The organism is Brevibacillus sp. Leaf182, assembly GCF_001423865.2.
In the GTDB taxonomy this organism is placed as follows: Bacteria; Bacillota; Bacilli; order Brevibacillales; family Brevibacillaceae; genus Brevibacillus; species Brevibacillus brevis_C.
The window spans coordinates 31754-54090 of record NZ_LMPN02000020.1 but is presented as its reverse complement, the minus strand read 5'-3'; the positions used below and the strand labels follow the sequence as shown (position 1 = coordinate 54090).

Sequence of the window (22337 nt, the reverse complement as noted above, 5' to 3'; positions counted from 1 at the left end):
TCACTCGTCTTTGAGGTTGAAAGCAAATTCGAGTGGAGAGGACAGATGAATCATGCAAGCTAGAATCAATCATCGTACAGTAAATCCCGAAGCGTATCAAACCATGCTCAAGCTGGAAAAATTCGTGAATGAGAGCGGCTTGGACAAAAAACTGATTGAGCTGATCAAAATTCGTGCTTCCCAAATCAACGGCTGCGCTTTTTGCATGGATATGCATACGCAAGATGCACGCAAACTCGGTGAAACAGAGCAACGCATTTATTTGCTCAGTGTATGGAGAGAATCCGCCGTTTACACAGAGGCAGAGCGGGCCGTCCTTGCTCTGACAGAAGCGGTCACTGTCATTACAGCTAACGGTGTTTCAGAAGAGCTCTACCAGCAGGTTCGCGAGCATTTTGACGAGAACCAGTACGTTGCCTTGATTATGGCAATCAATACAATCAACTGCTGGAACCGAATCGCGATTTCCACTGGAATGAGTGCTCCGTATAATAAGTAAAGATCAGTCAAGCAAAAGACACGCCTCTTATGAAAAGGAGCGTGTCTTTTTGCGTTACTATACATCCATCTCGACTTTTCTGCCTGGATAGAACTGGTTCTCTTCGGAAAGAGGATTGCCTTTGGCGGTCAGCGCAGTAGGCGTAATCCGGAAAATGGCGGTTGTACTGCCCATCGAAGAACGATACTTGATGACATGCTGCAAAGGCAACGGTTCTGAATAGTAGCCGGGGACGTACTTGTCGATCATGGATTGCATCGCATCGCGCATCTCCTCAGGTTCAGAAACACGCTCAATGGTTCCTGCGATAAACACACTCATGTAAGCCGTATCGATATGGGCAGGCACAGGTGAGGCGATTGTGCCGTACTCCTCGCAAACACTGAAGCATACGCGGTTGTTGCCATTGATCATTTCGATTTTTCTGCCAGAATCCGCGCCGTGAAAATAAATGCAGCCATTCCACCAAGCAAAATTCAAAGGCAGGATGTACGGCTCGATTTCATTGGACAAGCCGAGATGGCCGACCTTTGCCACTTGCAAAAATTGGTCAATTTGCTGCTGATCAGTAATGGTACGTTTGGAATAACGAATTGGTATCATGTCGAGTCCCCCAGTCTGTCGTTGTTATTTTGATCGTAATAGGTAATTGACTAGGAGAACAGGTGCAATTTCGGTAAAAATGAACGGGTCAGATGACAAAAAATAACCGCCCTCTACTGGCAAGGGCGGCAGTCTCGTCGATTACGAGCGTTTGGAATCCAATTTTTTGGTAAGCTGGTCTTCTCCGCGGTGGATCCAGCCGACGAAGGAATCGCGAATGGTCAGATCAAAATCGAGGTAGACCACGGCGACGAACATGTAGTGACTTTTCCCTTGAAAACGGGAGCGGTAGCGCAGATCAATCCATTTGACCTCATAGCCAAAGGAACGCTCCTTTGTTTCTACATGCACATGATGGGTAAAGGCGAGGAAGGATTGGACCTTGTAACTTTTTTTGGCTGCCGCAATCCGCTCATTTTCCGGTTTGATGGAGAAGGTGTCCAGGATGACGACGTCCCCCGAAATGACTTCACCTACATACCAATGCTGGTCTGTCTTGGCTACGAAGGTCCAATACGTCCAGGAAAGAGTAGGGATGATGGTGAAGGTACCAGCTTTGCCGATTCGCTGACGAACCAGCTCGGTCGTTCGTTTTTGCGCCTGATAACGCCAGTAGTAGTAACCCGCAATGATCACGTATATCCATAAAAAGACGTGTCCAGGATGCGCGCCTGCCGCCCATAGCATGAAGCCGACGAGATGAGCAGCGAAAATGAACGGATCGAAAATGAAAATGGCGTTGAGCGCCACCCATTTATCGCGAAACGGGTACAGGCCCTTTGTGCCATAGGAATTGAACAAGTCAACGAAGACGTGTAAACAGACGGCCAGGAATATCCAGCCGAGCAAATGCAGCCAATGGGGCTGTGGCATCATGGCCTGGATGAGAACGAAAATGGCTCCAGTCCAGAGAAACAAAGCGGGAACCGAGTGAGAAACGCCTCGGTGGTTGCGAATGTAAGCAGCGGTACCACGAAGGCGGACTAAGCCATCCAAATCAGGTGCCTGCGAGCCAATGACCGTACCAATCATGACGGCCACTGCAAGTGACGGAGTAGAAGCTACGACAGGATCAAGATAGGCGAGCCCGGCCAATCCAAAGCCCATGGCAAAATGTGTGGCTGTATCCATGGAATCGTTGTCTTCCTCCCTTCCTTCCACTTTTATTGTTTATTATAGCGTTTGCCTCCGGTTAATTCCCGCCCGTTCTGAAAATATTTGTGTGCTTGTTCGCACGGGGTGGGAAGGGTATGATGAAAGCGTTGAATCGTTAAAGGAGGAACATGTCGCATGCTAACGGTTTTCATTGAATACAAGCTGGATACTGAAAAACGGAGTCACGCCCTGCAATTGCTTACCTCGATGGCTCAGCGAATGGAAGCGATGGGTGCACATCAGTATCGCTCCATGGAGGGCTTGGATCAGCCCGGTCTGTTCGTCGAAACGTTTGAGGTCGAGACTGTTCACGTATACGAAGAAATCAAGGCAAACCGATTGGTAGACCAAGACTTTTGCGACTGTATTTCCGGCGGAGCTGCGAAACTGAATGTGTGGGCGTTTCGTCCCGTGGAACTGGGTTGAAAAGGAGTAGAGTAAGCGGAAATGGCAAGAAAAAAAGAAAGCTTGAAATATACACTTCCTGAACAATTTCATGTGTTTGGCTTTGCCCAGGATTTGCTGGCCTGGTACGACTCACAAAAGCGGGATTTGCCTTGGCGGATCAACAAAGACCCATATCGCATCTGGGTATCGGAGATCATGCTTCAGCAAACACGTGTAGAGACCGTTAAACCTTATTATGCGAATTTCATGGAGAAATTTCCGACGGTGAGTGATTTAGCGAAAGCGCCCGAGGATGATGTCTTAAAAGCGTGGGAAGGACTCGGTTATTACTCTCGCGCGCGCAATCTTCAAGCCGCAGCCCGCGAGGTAACGGTTCGCTATGGAGGAGTTGTGCCGGATACACCAGAAGAGATCGCTACACTAAAAGGTGTTGGTCCGTATACAGCAGGTGCCATTCTTAGCATTGCCTATGAAAAGGCAGAGCCGGCTGTGGATGGAAATGTTATGCGTGTTTTTTCACGCCTGCTGTATTTAACCGATGACATTGCCAAGCCTGCCACAAGAATCAAAATCGAACATCTCGTACGCCAAGTTATTCCAGAGGGAAGAGCGGGAGATTTCAATCAGGCTTTAATGGAGCTGGGAGCGATGGTCTGTGTGCCGCGCACTCCGCAATGCTTGACCTGTCCGGTGTTTGACTACTGTATGGCGCGTCAGGAGGGAGTGGCAGAAGAGCTGCCGGTCAAAGGCAAAGCCAAACCTCCACGTCCTGTTGATCTGCAAGTAGGCATTATCATTCGCGACGGCAAAGTATTGATGAACAAACGCCCCGACCAAGGGCTTCTCGCCGGCATGTGGGAATTCCCTACTGTTGAAACCGAACAGGAAAGTGATGCTGCCAAGCAGGAGGCACTTGCAGTTGGTTTGCGTGAACGATTCGGAATCGATGTAGAAGTCATGCAGCCGCTAGGTACGGTTCAGCACGTCTTCTCCCACTTGCAATGGAACATGCAAGTATGGTCCTGTGACTGGATCGAAGGGGAAGAGCTCCCCGCTCATGCAAGATACGTAGCTTGGGAGGAATTAGATGCTTACACCATTCCAATGGCGCATCAAAAAATTCGCGAGCTGTTAGGGCAAAAATAACAAGTAAGCAACGCTGTCGAGCATTTCTCGGCAGCTTTTCTTTATTTCATCAAACCGATGTGACGCAAGCCGTGAGATATCCCGCCCTCATCGACGCGGCGCGTTACATAATTGGCATGCGGCAGCAAAGCTTCATGCGCATTGCCCATCGCGATCCCCATCCCGACATAAGAGAGCATTTCTTTGTCATTCAGACCGTCTCCAAAAGCAACTGCCTTGCTTGGCGCAAGCCCGATATGGGAGAGGAGCGCTTCAATACCGATGGCTTTTGAACCGCTTTTCGCAAAAACATCCATACAATACTCATGCCAGCGTATAAACGAGAGAGCAGGAATCTCTTCTCTGTACTGTCGTTCGTGTGTATCTGGTGTAAACAACAACGCTTGATAAATTTTTTCAGAATGGGCAAAGTCCGCATTATGATCGGGGGAATCAAGCTTCAATTGCTGAAAGGTCCAATCCAAATACGGATGCTGCTTATGGGTAGAAAAGCCAGCCGTACTGCCTTGAAACACGATGGGATGGTCGTGCTGAGTCGCAATCTGCTGCAACTGTTCGAGTGTTTTGGTCGGGATGGGGCGATCATAAATGGTTTTTCCTTGATAGACGACATATGCGCCATTGCAACTGACATACGAGTCGATGCCGCACTGCTGGGCAAGCTCGTCAAAATAATAATGAGCTCTGCCTGTTGCTAAGACGACCTCGATCTTGTTTCTTTGCAGCTCTTGAATGGCTTCGAGTGTATCCGATGGTATGATTTTCTCCTCATTAACAAGTGTTCCGTCAATGTCTAAAAAGACGATTTGATACTCCATGAGTTCACTCCCCACTTTTCTCTTTTGAATCCATTATAAAGCTTCGAGAGAGGGGAAGAGCAGTGGAAAATAAAAAGATCATGCCCCCGCAGACATGATCTTTGAAAAACTGTTTCTTTTTATCGAATCAAAAACTCTGGAAATTGTGTGACGATCTGATGCTTTTGTTCTTCGAGGCGTTTCAACGCTTGCTGTTGCATGTATTTCGCTTCCATTTGCTTCGGTGTCAATTTCCGTTTCTCAATAATGATTGTGAAGAAAATCATTGGAATGTACATGAGTGTATCCCTCCCATCCCGTTAGTTTGGTGCAGTCAGCTGCCATCTATCGCTTTGACTCCTGTAAACCTCATCATCTGACGCCGTTGTTTGTTTTTCATACCAAAATCCCTCCTGTAGTCAAGTAATCGTGTTTCGTCCATTAAATGCGGCTCACAAATTGTGCTGCTTGAAAAGCATGTTCTTCGGCGCGTTCTTCGAGATAGTGACAGCGTGCAGATTCTGCGAAAAGTGTCTCCGCTTGTTCCTTGTTGCGTTCAATCTTGACTGTGAAAAGCAAGAAGTTCAGTACCATTACCAATCACCCCCTTTCAAGGTGGAAAATGTTAATCGATGAGAAAGAAAAAGACCACGGGCGAAAGCCTGCGGTCTTCTGGCAACAAAAACGGACATGCCGTTTTGAAGGACATAGAAAGACCACAAGCAACAACGCCCGTGGTCGGTAATAGACGAAATGGAAATGTTGAAGAGTACGAATACTACTGGAATTCGTCGACCCAGGAGGCGCTGCTATATTTAGTTGGAACACCCACAAGACGATCAATAAGAGCTGGATTTAGATTCATTGCTATCATCATCATGGTGCTGCCTCCTTTCTTTCCGTAGTAGTAGTGTGTGGAACGTACTCTTAGAATATGGCATTTTTTTCTTGTTGTAAAGCGATTTTTTACCTATTTCTAGAAGAAAGTATATTCTGAATATAATAAAAAATAATAAATAATAAACGAATGTGCAGTTTAGTGGGTAAATGAAGGTTTGCAATGAACATATAGCGGGTATCCATATAGGACAATCATGACAAGTAGAAAGGTGATGCTAGCGAATGAAAACACCCAGACTGACTGTAAAAACCAAGCTAATCGCTACATTTTCCACAATATTAGTGATCCCCATGCTTTTGCTCGGGTTGCTTTCTTACCAGAGTGCCAAGGCTGAGTTGTCAGATGAATTGCTTACGACTGCCTCTGAAAATGTTCGGCTGATAGATGCGCTTTTGAATCACACACTGATGGAGCAATCGAGGAATGTGGAATGGATTGCTTCTGATATTGTACGCCATGACATCTTAGAAGAGACCAAAATGGAGACGAAAAAGAAATTAAAGCGTTTTCTCGCAATAAACCCGGAAGTGAGTGAAGTGTATATTGGGGACGAAAATGGTGGCATGCTGACTGCGAATGATTCGAAGCTTCCAGAGGGATACGACCCGCGAAAGAGGGATTGGTACATAGCAGCCATGAAGCAACCAGGCAAGAGCATCATTGTGGACCCATACATTGATGCTATAACCGGAAAAATTGTGTTGGGAATGGCGATGTCCTTGCCAGATAAATCCGGTGTTCTGGGAATTGATATTCAACTGACAGCTCTGGACGCGACGGTCAAGCAAGCGAAAATCGGTACCCAAGGATATATGGCGATTTTGGATAAAAACCGAAAAATGCTAGTCAATCCAAATGGAGAGTCTGGTGTTGAGATTGCAGAGTCTTGGGTAGATACTGTATATGCAGAAGAGTCAGGTCGCTTACAATTTCAGCACGAAGCAAACCCTGTCCAAGCCGTGTTTACTACGAATGAAAATACGGGCTGGAAGCTGGTTGGCGTGATGTATGAAAGTGAAGCAGCAGAAGCAGCAAATCCGATTTTTTACACGATGCTCGTGATTATAATTGCTGCGTTGGTGGTAGCTGGCGGAGTCATTTACCTGATTTTGCGCTCCTTACTCCGTCCTTTGCGCATGTTGACAGAAGCAGCGGAAAAAATGAGCCAAGGCGATGTGACACAACAAGTAGATATACGAAGTGACGATGAGTTGGGTACGTTGGGCAAAGCCTTCAATCATATGGCGGCATCTCTTCGTTCCTTGCTCCATTCTGTGAATGATTCTGTTCAGCAACTGGCTTCATCGGCAGAGCAGCTCGCTGCAAGTGCGGATCAGACAAGCAAAGCGACAGAACAGATTGCAGAGACCATGCAAGAAATGGCGGAGGGAACCGAGCAGCAAGTTTCCCATACGCAAGAGGGTAACGCAGCAGTCGAGCAAATGTCGGCAAGAATTGGTCAGATCGCAGAGCATACACAAAACGTATTCAGTGCTGCTCGGGAATCGTCGGACTTGGCAGTGACCGGAAACAAAGCCATTCAATCTGCTGTGTTGCAAATGAACGCATCCAGCGAATCGATTCACGGACTGGCAAAAGTCGTGGATAATCTGGGGACGCGTTCCCAAGAGATCGGAAACATCGTGGATGTGATCACTGCCATCGCAAACCAAACCAATCTGCTCGCACTAAATGCGGCAATTGAGGCGGCACGAGCAGGGGAGTATGGACGAGGCTTTGCTGTGGTGGCGGATGAGGTACGCAAGCTGGCAGAGCAATCCGCAAGCTCGGCACAGCAAATTAGTCAGCTAATCACCGCGATCCAAGCGGAGACAAACCATGCTGTGATTGTTATGGATCAGAGCAAGCGTGAAGTAACGGAAGGTATCGAAAAAGTGAACGAAGCTGGCCAGTCCTTCGAACAAATTCAATCAGCCGTCAATGAAGTGGCAGAGAAAATCGGTCAGGTATCTGAAGCGACGCGTGATTTCTCCACAAGGGCACAGCAAGTGGTTGAGATCATTGGTCATATTTCCGAAGTGACACTGCAAGCGTCTGATGGAACACAAAGTGTATCCGCAGCTGCCGAGGAGCAGCTAGCTTCTATGGAAGAGATCGCTTCTTCAGCCGTTTCTCTTGAACACCTCGCGGAGGAATTGCAAAACCAGATCGGCAAATTCCGTATCTAAAAATAAGCCCGGCGCCGTGTTTATATACACGAGCAGCCGGTTTTTTTACTTAATCGTAAATAGGTGACGAGGAATGATCCCATCCCCCGCTGTCTCCATTCACTGGCCCACGGGATTCAAGCTCATGGATGACTTTGACGTGAAGAGAGGCTCCTTCTGCACTGAGATAAGCTGCCAGTTGTGAAAAACTGTGATGGTAATAAAGCAGCTCATTCATTTCCCAATCAGCCAGTGGCACCATGGTTAATTCGGACAATTCCCGACCTATGTACACCCTGCCATTCCTCCTTATGTGGTAGTGGCTTGCCTGATACTGCGAGCTTAGTATGGCTATAGTCGAGAGGATCAAGTCATGCCGGGATTTTTTCCGCAGGTAGAAAAAGCGCAGGTGGAGTTGTATAATGAATAAGTGATTTTTACTTATTAGTACCTGCTATTAATAGTTGGTCAGGTTGGGAGGTAATCTTTTTATGAATACAACGAAAAAAGTAGCACTGGTTACTGGCGGAACGCGAGGAATCGGAAAAGCGATTGCGCTTCAATTGGCAGAACAAGGCTATGACCTAGTACTGAACTATTTGCGTAACCGCACTGCGGCAAGAGAAGCGGCAGCAGAGCTGGAAGCAAAGGGCGCTCGTGTCCATCTGATCAAAGCCAATGTAGGGGATGTAGCAAAAATCAAAGAGCTGTTCGCAGAAATCGACCAGGAGTTCGGTCGCTTGGATGTATTTGTGAACAATGCGGCATCGGGTGTACTGCGTCCACTGATGGAGCTGGAAGAAAGCCATTGGGACTGGACCATGGAAATTAACAGCAAGGCGCTGTTGTTCTGTGCGCAAGAAGCGGCAAAACTAATGATCAAGGGCGGTAACGGCGGAAAAATCGTGAGCTTGTCCAGCCTTGGGTCCATTCGCGTTCTCGACAACTATACAGCGGTTGGCGTATCGAAGGCAGCTGTAGAAGCGATTACTCGTTACTTGGCAGTCGAGCTCGCACCGCATAATATTGTAGTAAACGCTGTATCAGGCGGAGCGGTGGATACGGATGCACTCAAACATTTCCCGAATCGTGAAGAATTACTCGGCAGCTCAGCAGAGCGTACGCCAGCAGGACGCATTGTGGAGCCAGAAGATTTGGCTAATGCCGTGATGTTCTTGCTCTCCGACAAAGCGTGGATGGTTCGCGGACAAACATTGATTGTAGACGGCGGTATTTCTCTTTTGACATAATTATTTATGGTAGATGGAGTATGGAGTTGGAGACTTTGTGGTGTTGCGACACAAGACAAAGTTGTCCATGTGTTGTACAATAGAGGAAGAAGGTTACGAAGGAGGCAACACATGCTGATTCGTCCGTTTCGACTCGGTGACTATTCGGCTATCACACGTATTTGGCAGGAGACGGGGTTGGACCAATCGGACAAAGAGTCATTGAACGATTTGGCCCAGCATTTGGCTTGGGACAGCGATCTGGTAATGGTTGCAGAAATTGAAGGCAGAGTGGTAGGGGTCGTGGTTGGCACGATCGACGGAGCACGTGCCTATTTCTACCGATTGGCTGTACTTCCAGAGATGCAAGGCTCAGGTATTGGTCGCGAACTCGTTGAAGCAATTGAAAAGCGTTTCAAGCAACGAGGTGTCAATAACGTCTTGATCATGGTCAATCAATCAAATCCGGAAGTCCTTCCGTTTTACCTTTCACTTGGCTATGAAGTACAAAAATATGTTACACTTTCCAAAAAGCTCTCTTCTTAAAGGAGGCTTGTCCCCATTCAAATAGAGAAGAGAAGAAAGGGGAGAGTCATGTCACCAACTCCGGGCTCCAATATCCGCATAGAAAGTTATAAACATGACCATTCGTTGCACCGCATATGGGACAAATCCACGTTGATTCATACCAGTGATGCGGTGGTGATTGGGGGAAATGATCGGGTCAAGGTGACAGAAGCAGACGGGCGGGAATGGCGTACGCGTGAACCGGCCATTTGTACATTTGGTAGAGGCCAGTGGTTCAATACCATTGCCATGATTCGTGATGACGGTATTTATTATTATTGCAACATTGGTTCGCCCTTCAGCATGAAGGGACAATTGCTAAGCTACATAGACTATGATCTCGACGTAAAAGTGTTTCCTGATATGACGTACTCAATTCTCGATGAAGAGGAGTTTCTTTTGCATAGCAAACAGATGAACTATCCTCCATTTGTTGTGGAAAGAGTGCAGACAGCATTGCGAGAGGTGCTGGATTGGGTAAGCGCACGACGTGGCCCTTTTCAGAACGGTTTTGTCCAACGTTGGTACGAGCGTTATCTTTTAGTGCGAGATGATGAGGAATAATCCCTTTCCCGAATGACCGGGGGAGGGATTTCCTTGTTTGCAAAGGAGGTATGATGGTTGAGCATACGCCGCTATTTGGCTTATGTCCTGCCCTATTGGAAACAAATATTGGGCACTATATGCATTGGTATTATTAAGTTTGCGATCCCACTTGCTCTGCCGCTTCTTATCAAATACGTCATTGATGACCTGCTGCCAAGTCCGCTTCCTCAAGAGGAAAAACTGAAGCAGTTATTTTGGCTGATGCTCGGGGCCCTTTTGTTATTTACCGTCGTTCGCGCTCCTGTTGAGTACATCCGGCAATACTATGCACAGTGGGTATCCAGTCGTATCCTGTTTGACATCCGCAATCAATTGTTTTCTCATTTACAACGACTGTCGATGCGCTACTACAACAATACAAAAACGGGTGAGGTCATCTCTCGCGTCATTAACGACGTAGAATCCACCAAAAGCTTCGTGGAAACTGGATTGATGAATCTCTGGTTGGACCTGATTACGATTACGCTGACGTTGGGGATCATGCTCTACATGGACGTGGAGCTGACGATTGTTGCGATTATCGTTTTCCCTTTGTACAGTATCTCCGTCAAGTTTTTCTACAAGCGCTTGCGTCAATTGACAAAGGATCGTTCTGCTGCACTGGCGCATTTGCAAGGCTATTTGTACGAACGCGTGAACGGAATGTCGCTCATCCGCAGCTTTGCTTTGGAAAAGCAGGAGAGCAAGGAATTTGCCAAGGAGAACAATCAGTTTTTGGATAAAGCCCTGGCACATACCCGTTGGAACGCCCGAACTTTCGCCGTGGTCAATACGGTGACGGATATCGCACCGCTCCTGGTCATTGCCTATGCTGGCTACCAAGTCATCGGCGGGAGTATGAGCGTAGGGACGCTCGTTGCTTTTTATGCTTATTTGGAGCGTCTGTACACGCCTTTGCGCCGCTTGGTGAATTCTAGCACGGTGCTAACTCAGGCCATTGCCTCGATGGACCGGATGTTCGAGTTTATTGATGAATCGTATGATATCGTCGACAAGCCAAACGCGGGGGAGCTTCCTGTCGACCCTGCAACCAAACGCATTCGCGGCGAAATTCGCTTTGAGAACGTGTCCTTCCGCTATCGGGAGGAAGGCCCTCTTGTCTTGAACAATGTGAATCTGAGCATCTCTTCTGGGGAAACCGTTGCGATTGTCGGGATGTCAGGCGGAGGAAAATCTTCGCTGATTAGCTTGCTGCCGCGTTTTTGGGACGTGACAGAGGGGAAAATTACGATTGATGGCATCGATATCCGCGATGTAAAGCAGCAAAACTTACGCCACCACATCGGGATGGTGCAGCAAGATAATATTTTGTTTAGTGAATCAGCAAAAGTGAATATTTTAATGGGCAATCCTGACGCAGATGACAGTGCTGTGCAAGAAGCTGCGAAGGCGGCAAATGCCCATGACTTTATTAGCGAATTACCGAATGGCTACCATACTGAGCTGGGAGAGCGCGGCGTAAAGCTCTCTGGCGGGCAAAAGCAGCGAATCGCGATTGCGCGTGTTTTCTTGCGTGATCCGGGTATTCTGATTCTGGATGAGGCGACGTCAGCACTCGATTTGGAATCAGAGCACACGATTCAGGAGTCTTTGTCCAGATTGGCAAAAGGAAGAACCACCCTAATCGTAGCCCATCGACTTTCGACGATTACCCATGCGGACAAAATCATTGTCATGAAAGAGGGACAAATTGTTGAGGAAGGCACGCATGAGCAATTGCTGGAGAGAAAGGGCGTATACTATGGCCTGTGGAGTGTGCAAGATTTAGGAAGTACATCCGACCCGCAACTGGGATAAGCAGATGGGATTGGGGGAAATCCGATGGAGATATGGCGCCGTAATTTATATGTCCTCTGCGGATCGTTGTTTTTCGTCATGGTGGCGATGAGCATGATCATGCCTTTTTTACCGCTTTACATTCAGCAGGATTTCGGAATTGAAGATCCTCATCAAGTCACGGCTTGGGCAGGGATTATTTTTGGAGCCAACTTTTTGACAGCGGGCCTCGTCTCGCCTATTTGGGGGAATTTGGCCGATAAGCACGGGCGCAAGATCATGATTTTGCGCTCGGGATTTTTCATGTCCATTACCATGGCACTGACCGGTTTTGCGGGAAGCCTGTGGCAGCTTTTGGCCCTTCGTCTGCTCAATGGACTTGTAGGGGGAATCATCCCTGCCAGTACCGCATTAGTAGCATCCTCTGTACCAAAAGAACGAATAGGCTATGCAACCGGGTTGCTTCAGTCTTTTATTACGGCCGGAACCATTATGGGACCGCTGTTTGGCGGCGTCCTCGCGGAGAAGATTGGCTTTCGGATGATTTTTGTGATTACCGGTTGTGTATTATTACTGGCTACCTTGGTCATTACGTTCACGGTGAAAGAGAATTTTGTTCCACCTGAAAAAAAGGAACGCTCGAGTCTACGGGAAGATTTTCAGATGATCTTTTCTTCCAAAGAGCTCCCGGCGCTCTTTTTTGTAACGGTAATGATCCAGTTTGCATTGTTTAGCATTATCCCTGTGTTGCCGATCTACATATCGCAGTTGCTCGGTTCGGAAGGGGCAAAGGTAGCGTTGTGGGCCGGAATTGTCCAAGCATGTATGGGCGTAGCCAACGTCTTTGCCTCGCCACAGCTCGGGCGTCTAGGAGATCGGTTTGGTTCGCAAAAGGTGCTCTTGTTCTCGCTTTTGGCTGCGGCAATCATCTTTATTCCACAAGGTCTCGTACATACGGTATGGCAATTGGTCGCGCTTCGGTTTTTATTAGGCTTGTCGCTAGGAGGATTGCTTCCATCCGTCAATGCTTTGCTGCGACGAGCAACACCTGTACATATGGTCAGTCGCGTTTATGGCTATAACAACAGCTTCGTCAGTATCGGCAGCATGCTTGGACCGATGATCGGCGGCTTTTTGGCAGGCTATGTGAGTATTAGCGGAGTCTTTTACATGACGAGTGCTTTCTTGTTTATTAACGCAGGTTGGGTGTACTACAGCTTTTTCCGAAACAAATCTGTACAGCATCCTGATTCTGGAATAGAATAAAAGGTAATTTTTCGCGAAAAGAGGTGCACCTCCATTGTGATGGCGAGTCGGTGTGAATAACTTCATATTCCATCAGGACGTATAGGCTGGTCCTGAACCGACAGGAGGGTGTGCTTCATGTGGCATCGACGCTTTATTTGCCTCTGGGCGGGTCAGACATTGGCCAACCTTGGGGATGTATTTTATATTGTCGCGTTTATTTCGGTCATCTACGCTGCAACTGGCTCCGTCATGTACACGGCGTTTATACCGGTTGTCATCGTAGCTTCACAGTCTGTGAGCAGCTTGTTGGCTCCGTTAGTGTTTCAGCGATTGTCGTTGACGGGCATGCTCGTGCTGTCGCAAGGCTTGAAGACCATACTTTTGGCTGCGGCCTCATTAGCAGTCAGCAGCGGTGTAGGAGAGATCTGGCTATTGTTCGGATTGGGGGCTGCCATCGCCTTTATGGATGGCTGGGCAAACCCTGCACGCAATGCCATGGTGCCGCAGTTGGTAGGACGAGAAGACCTTATGCGAGCGAACGGTTTGCTTGCTACCTCGGATCAAACTGTTCATTTTGCTGGCTGGGCCGCAGGGGGATTGCTCGTTTCTTGGTTGGGAGCGGGTATTGTTCTGTGGGGAACGGTTGGTGCCTATGTTGTGGCAACGATCGCGATGACAGGCATTGCACCGGCAAGCGAAAAGCCGCGTGAAGAACAGGCAGCTCGGGCGACAACAAACTGGCTCACTGGATGGAAAACAATTCGCGATGTACCTGTCCTGCGACTGCTGGTCGCGATGGATATCGTGATCGGCTTGTCTGGAGGTGTGTGGATCGCTGCAATTATGCTGCCATTTGTCCTCGATGTGCTTGGACAAGGTGAAGAATGGTGGGGCTACATCAATGCCGGTTACATGCTTGGAGCCATTGCAGGTGGGACGTTGCTATTGATGTATGCGGAGCGGATGCGTCGTCATTTATTTCGCTGGATTATTTGCGGTACGATTGGCGTTGGTTTCTTTACCTTTTGTTTTGGCAGCAGTACGAACGCGCTGGTGGCATTGTTGTTTTCCTTTGCGCTGGGCCCATTTTTGGAAATGGTGCATGTTAGCAAGCAGACACTTTTGCAGCAAGAGACGGAAGAATCAGCACTGCCCTATGTCATGTCAGCAAAGGGGACGATTGATTTACTCGTCTTTGGGGCTTCTGCCTTGGTGATGGGTGCTATCGCTGAATGGCAGGGAGTCCGGGCTGTTTATTATGTATCTGCTGGATTGTTACTGATCGCTTTCCTTTTTGCGTTGCGCTTGCAAAAAAAGCAGACGGAGCATACGAGTGGGGTTTCCGTAAATTAAAACACGAACAGGCTGTCTTATCCGTAGACTTTTCTACTGGTAAGGCAGCCTTTTTTTGATGATATGCTTCTTGGTTATAAGAAGGTATACGTATTTTTTATCTATTTCCATAAAGTGAATTTATCGTAGTACTTACATCAGCTTCATCTCTTTAATAAAATCAACAAACGCTTTTAATAGAGAGATTTGCATCGATTCCTTCCGATAAATCATCCACGATTTACGCAAGATCGGCTCGCCGTGCTTCGTACGCAATTGAATCCGGTAAAAGTCTTCACTGCCTGTCAACACAATCTGCGGGATGATCGCAAAGCCGAATCCGCTCAGGACCATCTCTTTGCACGTCTCCATGTGATCCACTTCCATCGTGATCGATGGGGGCTTGGAAAACGTCTCCTTCCACCAGTTGTCAAACAAGTTTTCGAGCGAAATATCAGTTTTGTACATGATTCTGGGGAGTTGGGGCAGCTCATGCAGCGAAATCTCCCGCTTGGATACGATCCAGATGTTTTCTGTCATGATGAGATGCTTTTCCTCCGGCCAGTTGTAGTCTCCGCGGATGAAGCCGATATGGACGTCTTGCTTGTACACGGAATTTGTCAGCTCCGAGCTGCGGCTCGATGTTACCTTGAACTCCACGTCCGGGTATTGCGTATGGAATTGCTTTAAGATATGCGGTAGCTTATAGCGGGCCAGGCTGCTCGCTGTTCCGATTTTTAATGTTCCTGATATTTTGTTGTCCATGCTCAACAGAAATTCTTTTGTCCGCTGCAACTGCTGGAGCATCTCAATCGCATACTTCACCAAATACTCGCCTTGCGGGGTGAACTCTACGCCTCTCCTGCCCCGGTGCATGATCGTAATCCCGAACGCTTTTTCTAGCTGCTGAATGCGATAGCTGAGCGAGGGCTGGGATACATACAAAACCTCCGCTGTTTTGGTCATATTTTGCTGCTCGTAGAGTGTTTTCAAAAGCAGCCAATCCTTTTCATCCACGTCTTTTTCACTCTCCCTGCACGCTTTTGTTCTGTACCTTTATTGTAGTGGAAATTGAATGAATCATACAAAAATTTTATGGAAAATGATAAAACATTCGTATTTCTTTTTATATTCATTGATGTGGTACCTTAATGGCACAGAATTAAAAAAACATTCATGGAGGCAGCAGATGTACGATTTTGGCCAAATTCACAAAATCCCAACCGTGATCATGAGGGGCGGCACCAGCAAGGGATTGCTTTTACGAAGATCGGACCTTCCTTCAGATCCAAAGCTGCGCGATGAAGTCATTTTACGCTTGTACGGGAGTCCTGACAGCACACAGATCGATGGGTTGGGCGGAGGCACCTCACTATCCAGCAAGCTCGCCATTGTCGGACCGTCTCTTCAGCCTGATGCGCATATTGACTACACTTTTGGTCAGGTCAGCCTGGAGAAAAAAGTCATCGATTACCACGTAACATGCGGTAACTTTGTCACAGCAGTTGGCTTGTATGCAGCAGAGGAAGGATATGTGCCGTTACAGGAGCCGGTTACCTACGTACGGATTTACAACACCAATATTAACAAGATGATCGTGGCCGAAATTCCGGTGAAGGATGGGCAAATCGAGTACGAAGGAGACTTTGTCATCGACGGTGTACCCGGCTCTTCAGCAAAAATCATGATCAATTTCCTCAACTCCGGCGGTACTTTTACAGGAAGAACTCTGCCAACCGGACATGCTACTGATAGGATCCATTTACAGGATGGACGTCAGTTCGAAGTGTCGATAGTCGATTGCGCCAACGTTGTGGTGTTTGTGAGAGCAGGGGATGTGGGCTTGCAGGGAACTGAGCTGCAAGCAGAGGTCAACAACAATAAAGGACTCATGTCTACATTAGAAGCCATTCGAGTGGAGGCGGGCATTTTAATTGGGATGATTCAGCCAGAAGACAGAGAGATTGTTTCACCATCGTCACATGCTTTGCCAAAGATTGCGATGATTGCTCCGTCCCAAGTGTATAGCACTTCCGATCATCGCACGATTGAAGAGAATGAGATCGATTTGATTTCACGCTATATTTCCATGGGGAGTCTACACCGTGCATATGCGGTAAGCGGAGCTATTGCAGTGGCAGCGGCGGCCAAAATCCCGGGAACCATCCCGAATGAAGCGGTCGCCACACAAAAGAAAGGAATTCGCATTGGGCATCCGTCGGGAGTGATCTATGTAGAGTCTACAGTGGAACAGGATGGAACCAACTGGATTGTGAACCGGGCAGCCAATGGAAGAACGGCGCGCAGGCTGATGGAGGGCTATGCACATGTGCCCATATCCGTTTTACGCGAGAAATGACTGATTATTCAGCCTTCGATTAGGGAAATGAAGAAAGTCTGTGCAGTGGCGAGATACCCTTTACGGGCTTTGCCACTCACAGAATAATGTAAGCGTTTTACTAAACGAAACAGTAGGAGGAATTGTCATGCAAAGAAAATCGAAAAAATGGATGTTGGCTGTTTTGTCTACAGCACTGACGGTCAGCTTGGCTGCCTGTGGGGGTGCCAAGGAGACTGGTAAAGATCAAGCGACTGCGGCTGCATCCAACTATCCGGAAAAAGCGATCACGCTCGTTGCTCCCAATGGGGCAGGCGGTGGTTTGGATAAAACGGCAAGACTTCTGGCAAAAGGTTTGGCTGACACGAAATTGGTAACGGAAACAGTTCTGGTCGAAAACAGACCTGGCGGGGGAGGCAGCGTCTACATGGCGGAATATGCCACCAAGGAAACCAAAAATCCGTACAAGCTGCTAGTGAACTCACCACCAGTGCTTTTGAACAACCATAAAAAAGAGGGAAATAGCCCATACGGCTACAAGGATACTACTCCACTGGCGCAGTTAACGAGAGATTACGGAGCGATCTCCGTGCCTGCTGATTCCAAGTATCAGGATCTTAAGTCCCTTCTGGATGACATCAAGGCAGACCCGACACAGGTGACAATCGCTGGCGGTTCCTCACCGGGCAGCATGGACCATGTGATTGCGATGCTTCCAATCTACAAGTACGGTCTTGATCCGACAAAGGTGAAGTATGTCGCGTATGAGGGTGGTGGAGAATCGATCACCGCGCTGCTCGGCAACCATGCACAAGCTGCTGCCAAGCCTGTATCACTGGTACTGCCTTATTTGGAAGCGAAAAAAATCCGTGTGTTGGCTGTGACTGCACCTGAGCGTTTAGGCGGAATTTTGAGTGACGTGCCTACTATGAAGGAACTCGGTCTGGATGCGGAATTTACGATCTGGCGCGGCGTATTGGGTCCAAAAGAGATGGGAGAAGCCGAGATTGCGTACTGGGACAAAACTTTCAAGGCATTGAGTGAAAAAGAAGAATGGAAGCAATTGCTGAAGGCGGATGGCGTAGAGGGAGATTACAAGAACTCGAAGGATTTCAAAGCATTCCTGGACGAGCAGGATAAACAGATCGAGGAACTGTTGAAGGCGATCGGTATTCATAAATAAAGCGGGACACAGAGGGAAGGGGCAGGACCTCTTCTCTCTTTCGCTCGCTTCGCAGCAGATTTTCAACAGGGAGGAAGAACAGCAATGAGTAAAACATTTGATCGCTATGCCTGCCTGGCTTTCCTTGCGCTGGGTACCGGATTTGTCTACCAGAGCCAATATATTAGCCAAAGCGCTTACGGAAGCAATGTCGGGCCAAACATTTTTCCGATGGGGCTGGGAGTTATCCTGATTTTATTGAGTCTTCGTCTGTTTTTTGAAACCTTCCGATACAAGGCTGAGGATGGTAGGGAGAAGGAAGTTCTTGATTATAAGCGATTTTCTATCATTCTGATCGCAGCGATTGGCTACGTGCTGTTGCTTGAGCCGCTCGGGTATATCATTTCTACCTTTTTCTTTCTACTGGTTGGCTTTCAAACCATGGATAGAGGAAAGCCACTGGCAACGATACTGATCGCCGCTGCTTTCGCCAGTGGAATCTATATCGTGTATGTGAAGCTGCTAGAGGGAACATTGCCAGGACTACCTGCATGGTTAGGCTTATAGGGAGGTAATAGGAAGATGGATACCTTGCAATATTTGATGAGTGGATTTGCTGTTGCACTCCAATGGCAAAACATCCTGTTTGCGTTTGTCGGCGTCTTGATCGGTACCATGGTGGGCGTACTGCCAGGAATCGGTCCGATCAGTGGTGTAGCGCTTCTGATACCAGTCACAGCATCGTTGACAGGTGGTTTGCCACCTGAGGAGGCCGCGACCAGTGCGATTATTTTGCTGGCGGGTGTGTACTATGGAGCGATGTACGGCGGGTCGACTACCTCGATTTTGCTCAATACACCGGGCGAATCATCCTCGGTGGTCACAGCGCTGGATGGATATCCGATGGCAAAACAGGGACGAGCAGGAGCTGCCTTAGCGATTGCTGCGATCGGTTCTTTTGTAGCGGGGATTATTTCTCTGATCGGATTGGTTCTGTTAGCCAAACCGTTGTCTGAGGTCGCCTTAAAGCTGGGACCGGCTGAAGAGTTTTCGCTGATGATTCTCGGGTTATGCGCCTTGAGCGGATTCGCAGGCAAGTCGATTACGAAGGCCTTGCTCATGACGACAATTGGCTTGATGATGGCGACGGTCGGGATGGACACGATCTCGGGTGTAGCTCGTTTTACCTTTGATCTGCCCGAGCTGTACCAAGGACTGGAGTTTCTCACGGTTGCTGTAGGGATTTTTGCGCTGGGAGAGGTTTTTAAAACGATTCTGGACAGAGAGAGCAACAGCGGAGAGATTGCGAAAATAACCCGCATTTTGCCGACGAAACAAGACATGAGGGATAGCGCTGGACCAATTTTGCGAGGCTCGCTGCTCGGCTTTTTCAAAGGAATCGTACCTGGCTCAGGAGCTACGCTGTCGTCGTTTCTCTCGTATTTGCTGGAGAAAAAAATCAGCAAGCATCCAGAGAAGTTCGGTAAAGGCGCTATCGAGGGTGTTGCCGGACCAGAAGCAGCCAATAATGCTGCCTCCGGAGGAGCGATGATTCCGCTTCTGACGTTGGGAATACCGGGAACAGGCACCACGGCCGTCCTGATGGGGGCGTTAATCATGTATAATGTCCAGCCGGGTCCCTTGTTATTTGAAGATCATCCGTCTATTGCTTGGGGATTGATTGCCAGCATGTTTATCGGAAATCTGATGCTGTTGCTGCTGAACATGCCTTTGGTTAAGGTGTTTGCCAAAATTATTGAAACACCGCCAAAGTACCTGATTCCGATGATCGTCGCGATTTCTGTCTTCGGGGTATATGCAGTGAAGGTTTCGACGTTTGATTTGTTGCTGCTGATCGCTTGCGGGATATTCGGCTATTTTATGTCCAAGCATGACTATCCAATGGCACCGCTCGTTCTCGGTCTTGTACTTGGACCAATGATCGAAAATAACTTGCGTCGGGCGCTGACCATTTCCAACGGTGATCTCATGATCTTTGTCGAACGCCCTGTATCCTTTGTCTTTTTGCTGATTGCCGTGCTGTGGGTAACGGTGCCGCTCATCATGAAAATGAAAGGGAAAAAAGTGATTGTCAATGAAGAAGTGTAAATAAGGGACGTTTGTACTGTTTTGTAAGAATTGTTTAAAATTTTTGTTTTGATTTTCTAAAAGTAGGGAATTCGATACATGTCTTTTTATTTTGAAGCATTGGAAAAGAGGTGTATCCATGAATTTGTTTACACGGTTTCTAGCAGCTTTTATGATCATTACACTGCTCAGCGTTGGCGGAGTAGCAGGGACAAATTATTTTTTTCTTGAGCGTCTGGTCATGGAAAATAAATCTTCTCAGCTCGAGGATTCCCTGAATTATGCGGGTGACAAGATTCGTACATGGGCACAAGAGAGGCATGTATCGCTGGCACAGGTTGCCTCTTTGCCGAATATAAACAACATTCCGTTTCCCGAGACAGCGGACAATTTGCCTCCAGAGGTCGAGTACTGGGCGCAGACGGTGAAAGGGCTGGCAGAAGCTAATCCTACGACAACCACAGCGATCCTGCGACCAGATGGCAAAGCGATCATCAATCCGTCGAGGGGGTTTCGTCTTGAGGATTTGTCCTCCCGTGATTACTTCAGCAAAGCCGTTCAGGAACAAAAGCCAGTGATTGGTTCCGCTTTTGTGTCTACAGGGGATGGAAAGGTGAAGCTGCCATTTTCTACACCGGTCTACGATCAAAACAAAAAGCTGTCCGCTGTAGTCCAGCAAGCAGTGACGCTCGATTCCATTGCAGCGTTTATTAACGGCTTTACTTTGGGAACGTCGGGTCGTGCGTACTTGATCGATCAAGACGGGCAACTGATCGCCGGCTCATCTGAGCTCAAGGAGAGCAATTGGTACAAGGAGCAACTGGATGCGCATGTAAAGCCGCTCGAAGCAGAAGTGGAAAAGGCCAAGCAATCAGGTGATGCCAAACAAATCGAAAAGGCAGAAAAAGAGCTGAAAGCGGGTCAACTTTTCCCGAACATTTCGATGAAGCAATTTCCTCCGGCTGCCAAAGCTATCGAGACAAAAGCGACAGGCCTGATTATGGAACCATATACAAGCTATAACGAGCAAGAAGCGATTACAGCTTACACTTATTTGGAAGAGCTGGGCTGGGCGCTAGTAATCGAGGAAAATTACAGCGATGTGTTGGCTAGCATTTACGAGAGTCGTAACATCAGCTTGGTGACGGTACTCGTTAGCCTGATAGCAGCAGTAGGGCTGAGCATTTTCCTTGCACGCTCCCTGATTAAGCCAATCCAGACAATCGTCACAGCGCTCGATCAAACGGCAAAAGGCGATCTTACCTGTACGCTGGCATTGAAGCGTTCGGACGAACTGGGTACGCTCAGCAAGGCATACAGCCTAATGACGGAAAATCTGCGCTCCATCATCAATCAGCTCTCGGCTTCGGGAGAGGAGCTGCAGCAGTTTTCCAAGTCCTTGATGCAAGCAAGTTCGGTGACCAGCACGGCCATGACGGAAGTGACTTCGACCATTGTGGAAATTACCAAGGGAGCCGAGGAAACCAGCGGAAATATGGATCAAATCGCGAATGGCATCAATGACCTGAACAGCTTGACAGTCGATATTCAGCGATTTACGGAGCAGACGCGAACGGCTTCTCTTGATATGATGGATGCTTTTCAGGAAGGGAAGGAAGCTGTCTTACAGGCGTCTACTAAAATGAATATGGTACAAAATTTGATGAACCAGAGCATGGAGTCTATGACAGAGCTGCATGTCCAATCAGAGCGAATCGGGCAGATCTCTACCATGATCTCGTCGATTTCCAATCAGACGAATCTTTTGTCGCTAAATGCGGCGATCGAAGCAGCGAGAGCGGGTGAAGCAGGCAGGGGATTTGCGGTGGTAGCTGATGAAATTCGCAAGCTGGCTCAGCAGACAGCCGATTCGACGCAAGACATTCAAGGGATCATTGATAACATCCAGTCGCAAATCAATCAGTTCATGAAGCGCTCAGAGGAAGGACACGGCGTGATCGAGGAGGGCGTTCGAATCGTCGGACAGACTGGAGAGACGTTGGGTGATTCCGTGGAGCGAGTACAACAAACCGTTGCTTCGATTGACGATATTAAACAGCGGATGGATGAGCAGGCCAAGCTGTCCAGGCAAATGGTCGATGCTGTTTTAGAAGTAACGGCTCTTTCCGAGGAAACATCGGCTGGCTCCGAGGAAGTACGTGCTGTGGCGGAAACGACGTTGGGCGATATGGACAGGCTGACGAAGTCTGTGACAGAACTGGATAAAATGATCCGACAGTTTGAAACGTTGGTGAAGCATTTTAAGGTTTGAGAAAGGCAGATTTTCTACCTACAATGAAGAGGAGTGAACAAT

23 protein-coding genes are annotated in these 22337 nt (G+C 48.1%); 16 read left to right on the top strand and 7 right to left on the bottom strand.

Annotated features, from left to right (window positions below; genetic code table 11):
* Positions 1-52: 52 nt before the first annotated feature.
* Positions 53-499, top strand: a complete 447-nt coding sequence (locus tag ASG16_RS10700) for a carboxymuconolactone decarboxylase family protein (RefSeq protein ID WP_056490198.1) — start codon at positions 53-55, stop codon at positions 497-499.
* Positions 500-556: 57 nt separating this feature from the next.
* Here ASG16_RS10700 and ASG16_RS10695 read toward each other — a convergent pair whose 3' ends face one another.
* Positions 557-1102: a pyridoxamine 5'-phosphate oxidase family protein gene (locus ASG16_RS10695; protein ID WP_056490195.1), complete on the bottom strand. Its 546-nt coding sequence runs from the start codon at positions 1100-1102 to the stop codon at positions 557-559.
* A gap of 141 nt (positions 1103-1243) precedes the next feature.
* The gene (locus ASG16_RS10690; protein WP_056490194.1) at positions 1244-2233 is read right to left on the bottom strand and encodes a metal-dependent hydrolase; all 990 of its coding nucleotides are present in this window, start codon (positions 2231-2233) and stop codon (positions 1244-1246) included.
* A 159-nt stretch (positions 2234-2392) separates the two neighbouring features.
* On the opposite strand from ASG16_RS10690, the gene ASG16_RS10685 reads away from it, so the two are divergent.
* Both ASG16_RS10685 and mutY read left to right on the top strand, forming a co-directional pair.
* Positions 2393-2683, top strand: coding sequence for a hypothetical protein (locus ASG16_RS10685; protein ID WP_056490193.1), 291 nt, complete (start codon positions 2393-2395; stop codon positions 2681-2683).
* 21 nt (positions 2684-2704) lie between these two features.
* On the top strand, positions 2705-3811 hold the full coding sequence (gene mutY / locus ASG16_RS10680) for an A/G-specific adenine glycosylase (protein WP_056490191.1): 1107 nt from the start codon (positions 2705-2707) through the stop codon (positions 3809-3811).
* 41 nt (positions 3812-3852) lie between these two features.
* On the opposite strand, the gene ASG16_RS10675 is transcribed toward mutY, so the two are convergent.
* From ASG16_RS10675 to ASG16_RS30880, 3 genes are all read right to left on the bottom strand, one after another.
* Entirely contained in the window at positions 3853-4629 is a 777-nt protein-coding gene (locus ASG16_RS10675) for a Cof-type HAD-IIB family hydrolase (RefSeq protein WP_056490188.1), read from the bottom strand.
* 119 nt (positions 4630-4748) lie between these two features.
* Complete coding sequence (locus ASG16_RS10670) at positions 4749-4907, bottom strand: YrzI family protein (protein WP_111914411.1); 159 nt, start codon at positions 4905-4907, stop codon at positions 4749-4751.
* A gap of 142 nt (positions 4908-5049) precedes the next feature.
* The gene (locus ASG16_RS30880) at positions 5050-5202 is read right to left on the bottom strand and encodes a hypothetical protein (protein ID WP_198674212.1); all 153 of its coding nucleotides are present in this window, start codon (positions 5200-5202) and stop codon (positions 5050-5052) included.
* A 38-nt stretch (positions 5203-5240) separates the two neighbouring features.
* Here ASG16_RS30880 and ASG16_RS30875 point away from each other — a divergent pair, with 38 nt between their 5' ends.
* Entirely contained in the window at positions 5241-5513 is a 273-nt protein-coding gene (locus tag ASG16_RS30875) for a hypothetical protein (RefSeq protein WP_198674211.1), read from the top strand.
* Positions 5514-5730: 217 nt separating this feature from the next.
* Positions 5731-7698, top strand: a complete 1968-nt coding sequence (locus ASG16_RS10665) for a methyl-accepting chemotaxis protein (RefSeq protein WP_056490186.1) — start codon at positions 5731-5733, stop codon at positions 7696-7698.
* A 49-nt stretch (positions 7699-7747) separates the two neighbouring features.
* On the opposite strand, the gene yfhS is transcribed toward ASG16_RS10665, so the two are convergent.
* A complete protein-coding gene (gene yfhS, locus ASG16_RS10660) occupies positions 7748-7972 on the bottom strand; it encodes a mother cell protein YfhS (RefSeq protein ID WP_007729801.1) in 225 nt (74 codons plus the stop codon).
* A 196-nt stretch (positions 7973-8168) separates the two neighbouring features.
* Here yfhS and fabL point away from each other — a divergent pair, with 196 nt between their 5' ends.
* The 6 genes from fabL to ASG16_RS10630 all read left to right on the top strand — a co-directional run bounded on the left by fabL (position 8169) and on the right by ASG16_RS10630 (position 14456).
* Positions 8169-8927, top strand: a complete 759-nt coding sequence (fabL, locus tag ASG16_RS10655; RefSeq protein ID WP_012684763.1) for an enoyl-[acyl-carrier-protein] reductase FabL — start codon at positions 8169-8171, stop codon at positions 8925-8927.
* A gap of 111 nt (positions 8928-9038) precedes the next feature.
* Positions 9039-9452 (top strand): GNAT family N-acetyltransferase, encoded by a 414-nt coding sequence (locus tag ASG16_RS10650; RefSeq protein WP_016742780.1) that lies wholly within the window; start codon positions 9039-9041, stop codon positions 9450-9452.
* Between the two features lie 48 nt (positions 9453-9500).
* Positions 9501-10037 carry a DUF402 domain-containing protein gene (locus ASG16_RS10645; RefSeq protein ID WP_007729805.1) on the top strand — a complete coding sequence of 179 codons (537 nt, stop codon included), beginning with the start codon at positions 9501-9503 and terminating at the stop codon, positions 10035-10037.
* Positions 10038-10094: 57 nt separating this feature from the next.
* Positions 10095-11876 carry an ABC transporter ATP-binding protein gene (locus ASG16_RS10640; protein ID WP_056490184.1) on the top strand — a complete coding sequence of 594 codons (1782 nt, stop codon included), beginning with the start codon at positions 10095-10097 and terminating at the stop codon, positions 11874-11876.
* A gap of 24 nt (positions 11877-11900) precedes the next feature.
* On the top strand, positions 11901-13121 hold the full coding sequence (locus tag ASG16_RS10635) for an MFS transporter (RefSeq protein ID WP_056490183.1): 1221 nt from the start codon (positions 11901-11903) through the stop codon (positions 13119-13121).
* Positions 13122-13238: 117 nt separating this feature from the next.
* A complete protein-coding gene (locus tag ASG16_RS10630) occupies positions 13239-14456 on the top strand; it encodes an MFS transporter (RefSeq protein ID WP_056490182.1) in 1218 nt (405 codons plus the stop codon).
* Positions 14457-14588: 132 nt separating this feature from the next.
* On the opposite strand, the gene ASG16_RS10625 is transcribed toward ASG16_RS10630, so the two are convergent.
* A complete protein-coding gene (locus ASG16_RS10625; protein WP_056490181.1) occupies positions 14589-15452 on the bottom strand; it encodes a LysR family transcriptional regulator in 864 nt (287 codons plus the stop codon).
* 172 nt (positions 15453-15624) lie between these two features.
* Between ASG16_RS10625 and ASG16_RS10620 the strand changes: the two genes are divergently transcribed.
* The 5 genes from ASG16_RS10620 (at position 15625) to ASG16_RS10600 (ending at position 22295) form a co-directional block, all read left to right on the top strand.
* Positions 15625-16794, top strand: a complete 1170-nt coding sequence (locus ASG16_RS10620) for a 2-methylaconitate cis-trans isomerase PrpF family protein (protein ID WP_056490180.1) — start codon at positions 15625-15627, stop codon at positions 16792-16794.
* A 127-nt stretch (positions 16795-16921) separates the two neighbouring features.
* Positions 16922-17956: a Bug family tripartite tricarboxylate transporter substrate binding protein gene (locus ASG16_RS10615; protein WP_048031430.1), complete on the top strand. Its 1035-nt coding sequence runs from the start codon at positions 16922-16924 to the stop codon at positions 17954-17956.
* A gap of 84 nt (positions 17957-18040) precedes the next feature.
* Positions 18041-18502 carry a tripartite tricarboxylate transporter TctB family protein gene (locus tag ASG16_RS10610; RefSeq protein WP_056490179.1) on the top strand — a complete coding sequence of 154 codons (462 nt, stop codon included), beginning with the start codon at positions 18041-18043 and terminating at the stop codon, positions 18500-18502.
* Between the two features lie 15 nt (positions 18503-18517).
* Complete coding sequence (locus ASG16_RS10605) at positions 18518-20044, top strand: tripartite tricarboxylate transporter permease (protein WP_056490178.1); 1527 nt, start codon at positions 18518-18520, stop codon at positions 20042-20044.
* Positions 20045-20162: 118 nt separating this feature from the next.
* On the top strand, positions 20163-22295 hold the full coding sequence (locus ASG16_RS10600) for a methyl-accepting chemotaxis protein (RefSeq protein ID WP_056490177.1): 2133 nt from the start codon (positions 20163-20165) through the stop codon (positions 22293-22295).
* Positions 22296-22337 lie beyond the last annotated feature (42 nt).

What these genes read in the sequence shown, in the direction of transcription:
- ASG16_RS10700 (WP_056490198.1), top strand. Translation starts at nt 53, where the DNA reads ATGCAAGCTAGAATCAATCATCGTACAGTAAATCCCGAAGCGTATCAA.
- ASG16_RS10695 (WP_056490195.1), bottom strand. Translation starts at nt 1,102, where the DNA reads ATGATACCAATTCGTTATTCCAAACGTACCATTACTGATCAGCAGCAA.
- ASG16_RS10690 (WP_056490194.1), bottom strand. Translation starts at nt 2,233, where the DNA reads ATGGATACAGCCACACATTTTGCCATGGGCTTTGGATTGGCCGGGCTC.
- ASG16_RS10685 (WP_056490193.1), top strand. Translation starts at nt 2,393, where the DNA reads ATGCTAACGGTTTTCATTGAATACAAGCTGGATACTGAAAAACGGAGT.
- mutY (WP_056490191.1), top strand. Translation starts at nt 2,705, where the DNA reads ATGGCAAGAAAAAAAGAAAGCTTGAAATATACACTTCCTGAACAATTT.
- ASG16_RS10675 (WP_056490188.1), bottom strand. Translation starts at nt 4,629, where the DNA reads ATGGAGTATCAAATCGTCTTTTTAGACATTGACGGAACACTTGTTAAT.
- ASG16_RS10670 (WP_111914411.1), bottom strand. Translation starts at nt 4,907, where the DNA reads ATGTACATTCCAATGATTTTCTTCACAATCATTATTGAGAAACGGAAA.
- ASG16_RS30880 (WP_198674212.1), bottom strand. Translation starts at nt 5,202, where the DNA reads ATGGTACTGAACTTCTTGCTTTTCACAGTCAAGATTGAACGCAACAAG.
- ASG16_RS30875 (WP_198674211.1), top strand. Translation starts at nt 5,241, where the DNA reads ATGAGAAAGAAAAAGACCACGGGCGAAAGCCTGCGGTCTTCTGGCAAC.
- ASG16_RS10665 (WP_056490186.1), top strand. Translation starts at nt 5,731, where the DNA reads ATGAAAACACCCAGACTGACTGTAAAAACCAAGCTAATCGCTACATTT.
- fabL (WP_012684763.1), top strand. Translation starts at nt 8,169, where the DNA reads ATGAATACAACGAAAAAAGTAGCACTGGTTACTGGCGGAACGCGAGGA.
- ASG16_RS10650 (WP_016742780.1), top strand. Translation starts at nt 9,039, where the DNA reads ATGCTGATTCGTCCGTTTCGACTCGGTGACTATTCGGCTATCACACGT.
- ASG16_RS10645 (WP_007729805.1), top strand. Translation starts at nt 9,501, where the DNA reads ATGTCACCAACTCCGGGCTCCAATATCCGCATAGAAAGTTATAAACAT.
- ASG16_RS10635 (WP_056490183.1), top strand. Translation starts at nt 11,901, where the DNA reads ATGGAGATATGGCGCCGTAATTTATATGTCCTCTGCGGATCGTTGTTT.
- ASG16_RS10630 (WP_056490182.1), top strand. Translation starts at nt 13,239, where the DNA reads ATGTGGCATCGACGCTTTATTTGCCTCTGGGCGGGTCAGACATTGGCC.
- ASG16_RS10620 (WP_056490180.1), top strand. Translation starts at nt 15,625, where the DNA reads ATGTACGATTTTGGCCAAATTCACAAAATCCCAACCGTGATCATGAGG.
- ASG16_RS10615 (WP_048031430.1), top strand. Translation starts at nt 16,922, where the DNA reads ATGCAAAGAAAATCGAAAAAATGGATGTTGGCTGTTTTGTCTACAGCA.
- ASG16_RS10610 (WP_056490179.1), top strand. Translation starts at nt 18,041, where the DNA reads ATGAGTAAAACATTTGATCGCTATGCCTGCCTGGCTTTCCTTGCGCTG.
- ASG16_RS10605 (WP_056490178.1), top strand. Translation starts at nt 18,518, where the DNA reads ATGGATACCTTGCAATATTTGATGAGTGGATTTGCTGTTGCACTCCAA.
- ASG16_RS10600 (WP_056490177.1), top strand. Translation starts at nt 20,163, where the DNA reads ATGAATTTGTTTACACGGTTTCTAGCAGCTTTTATGATCATTACACTG.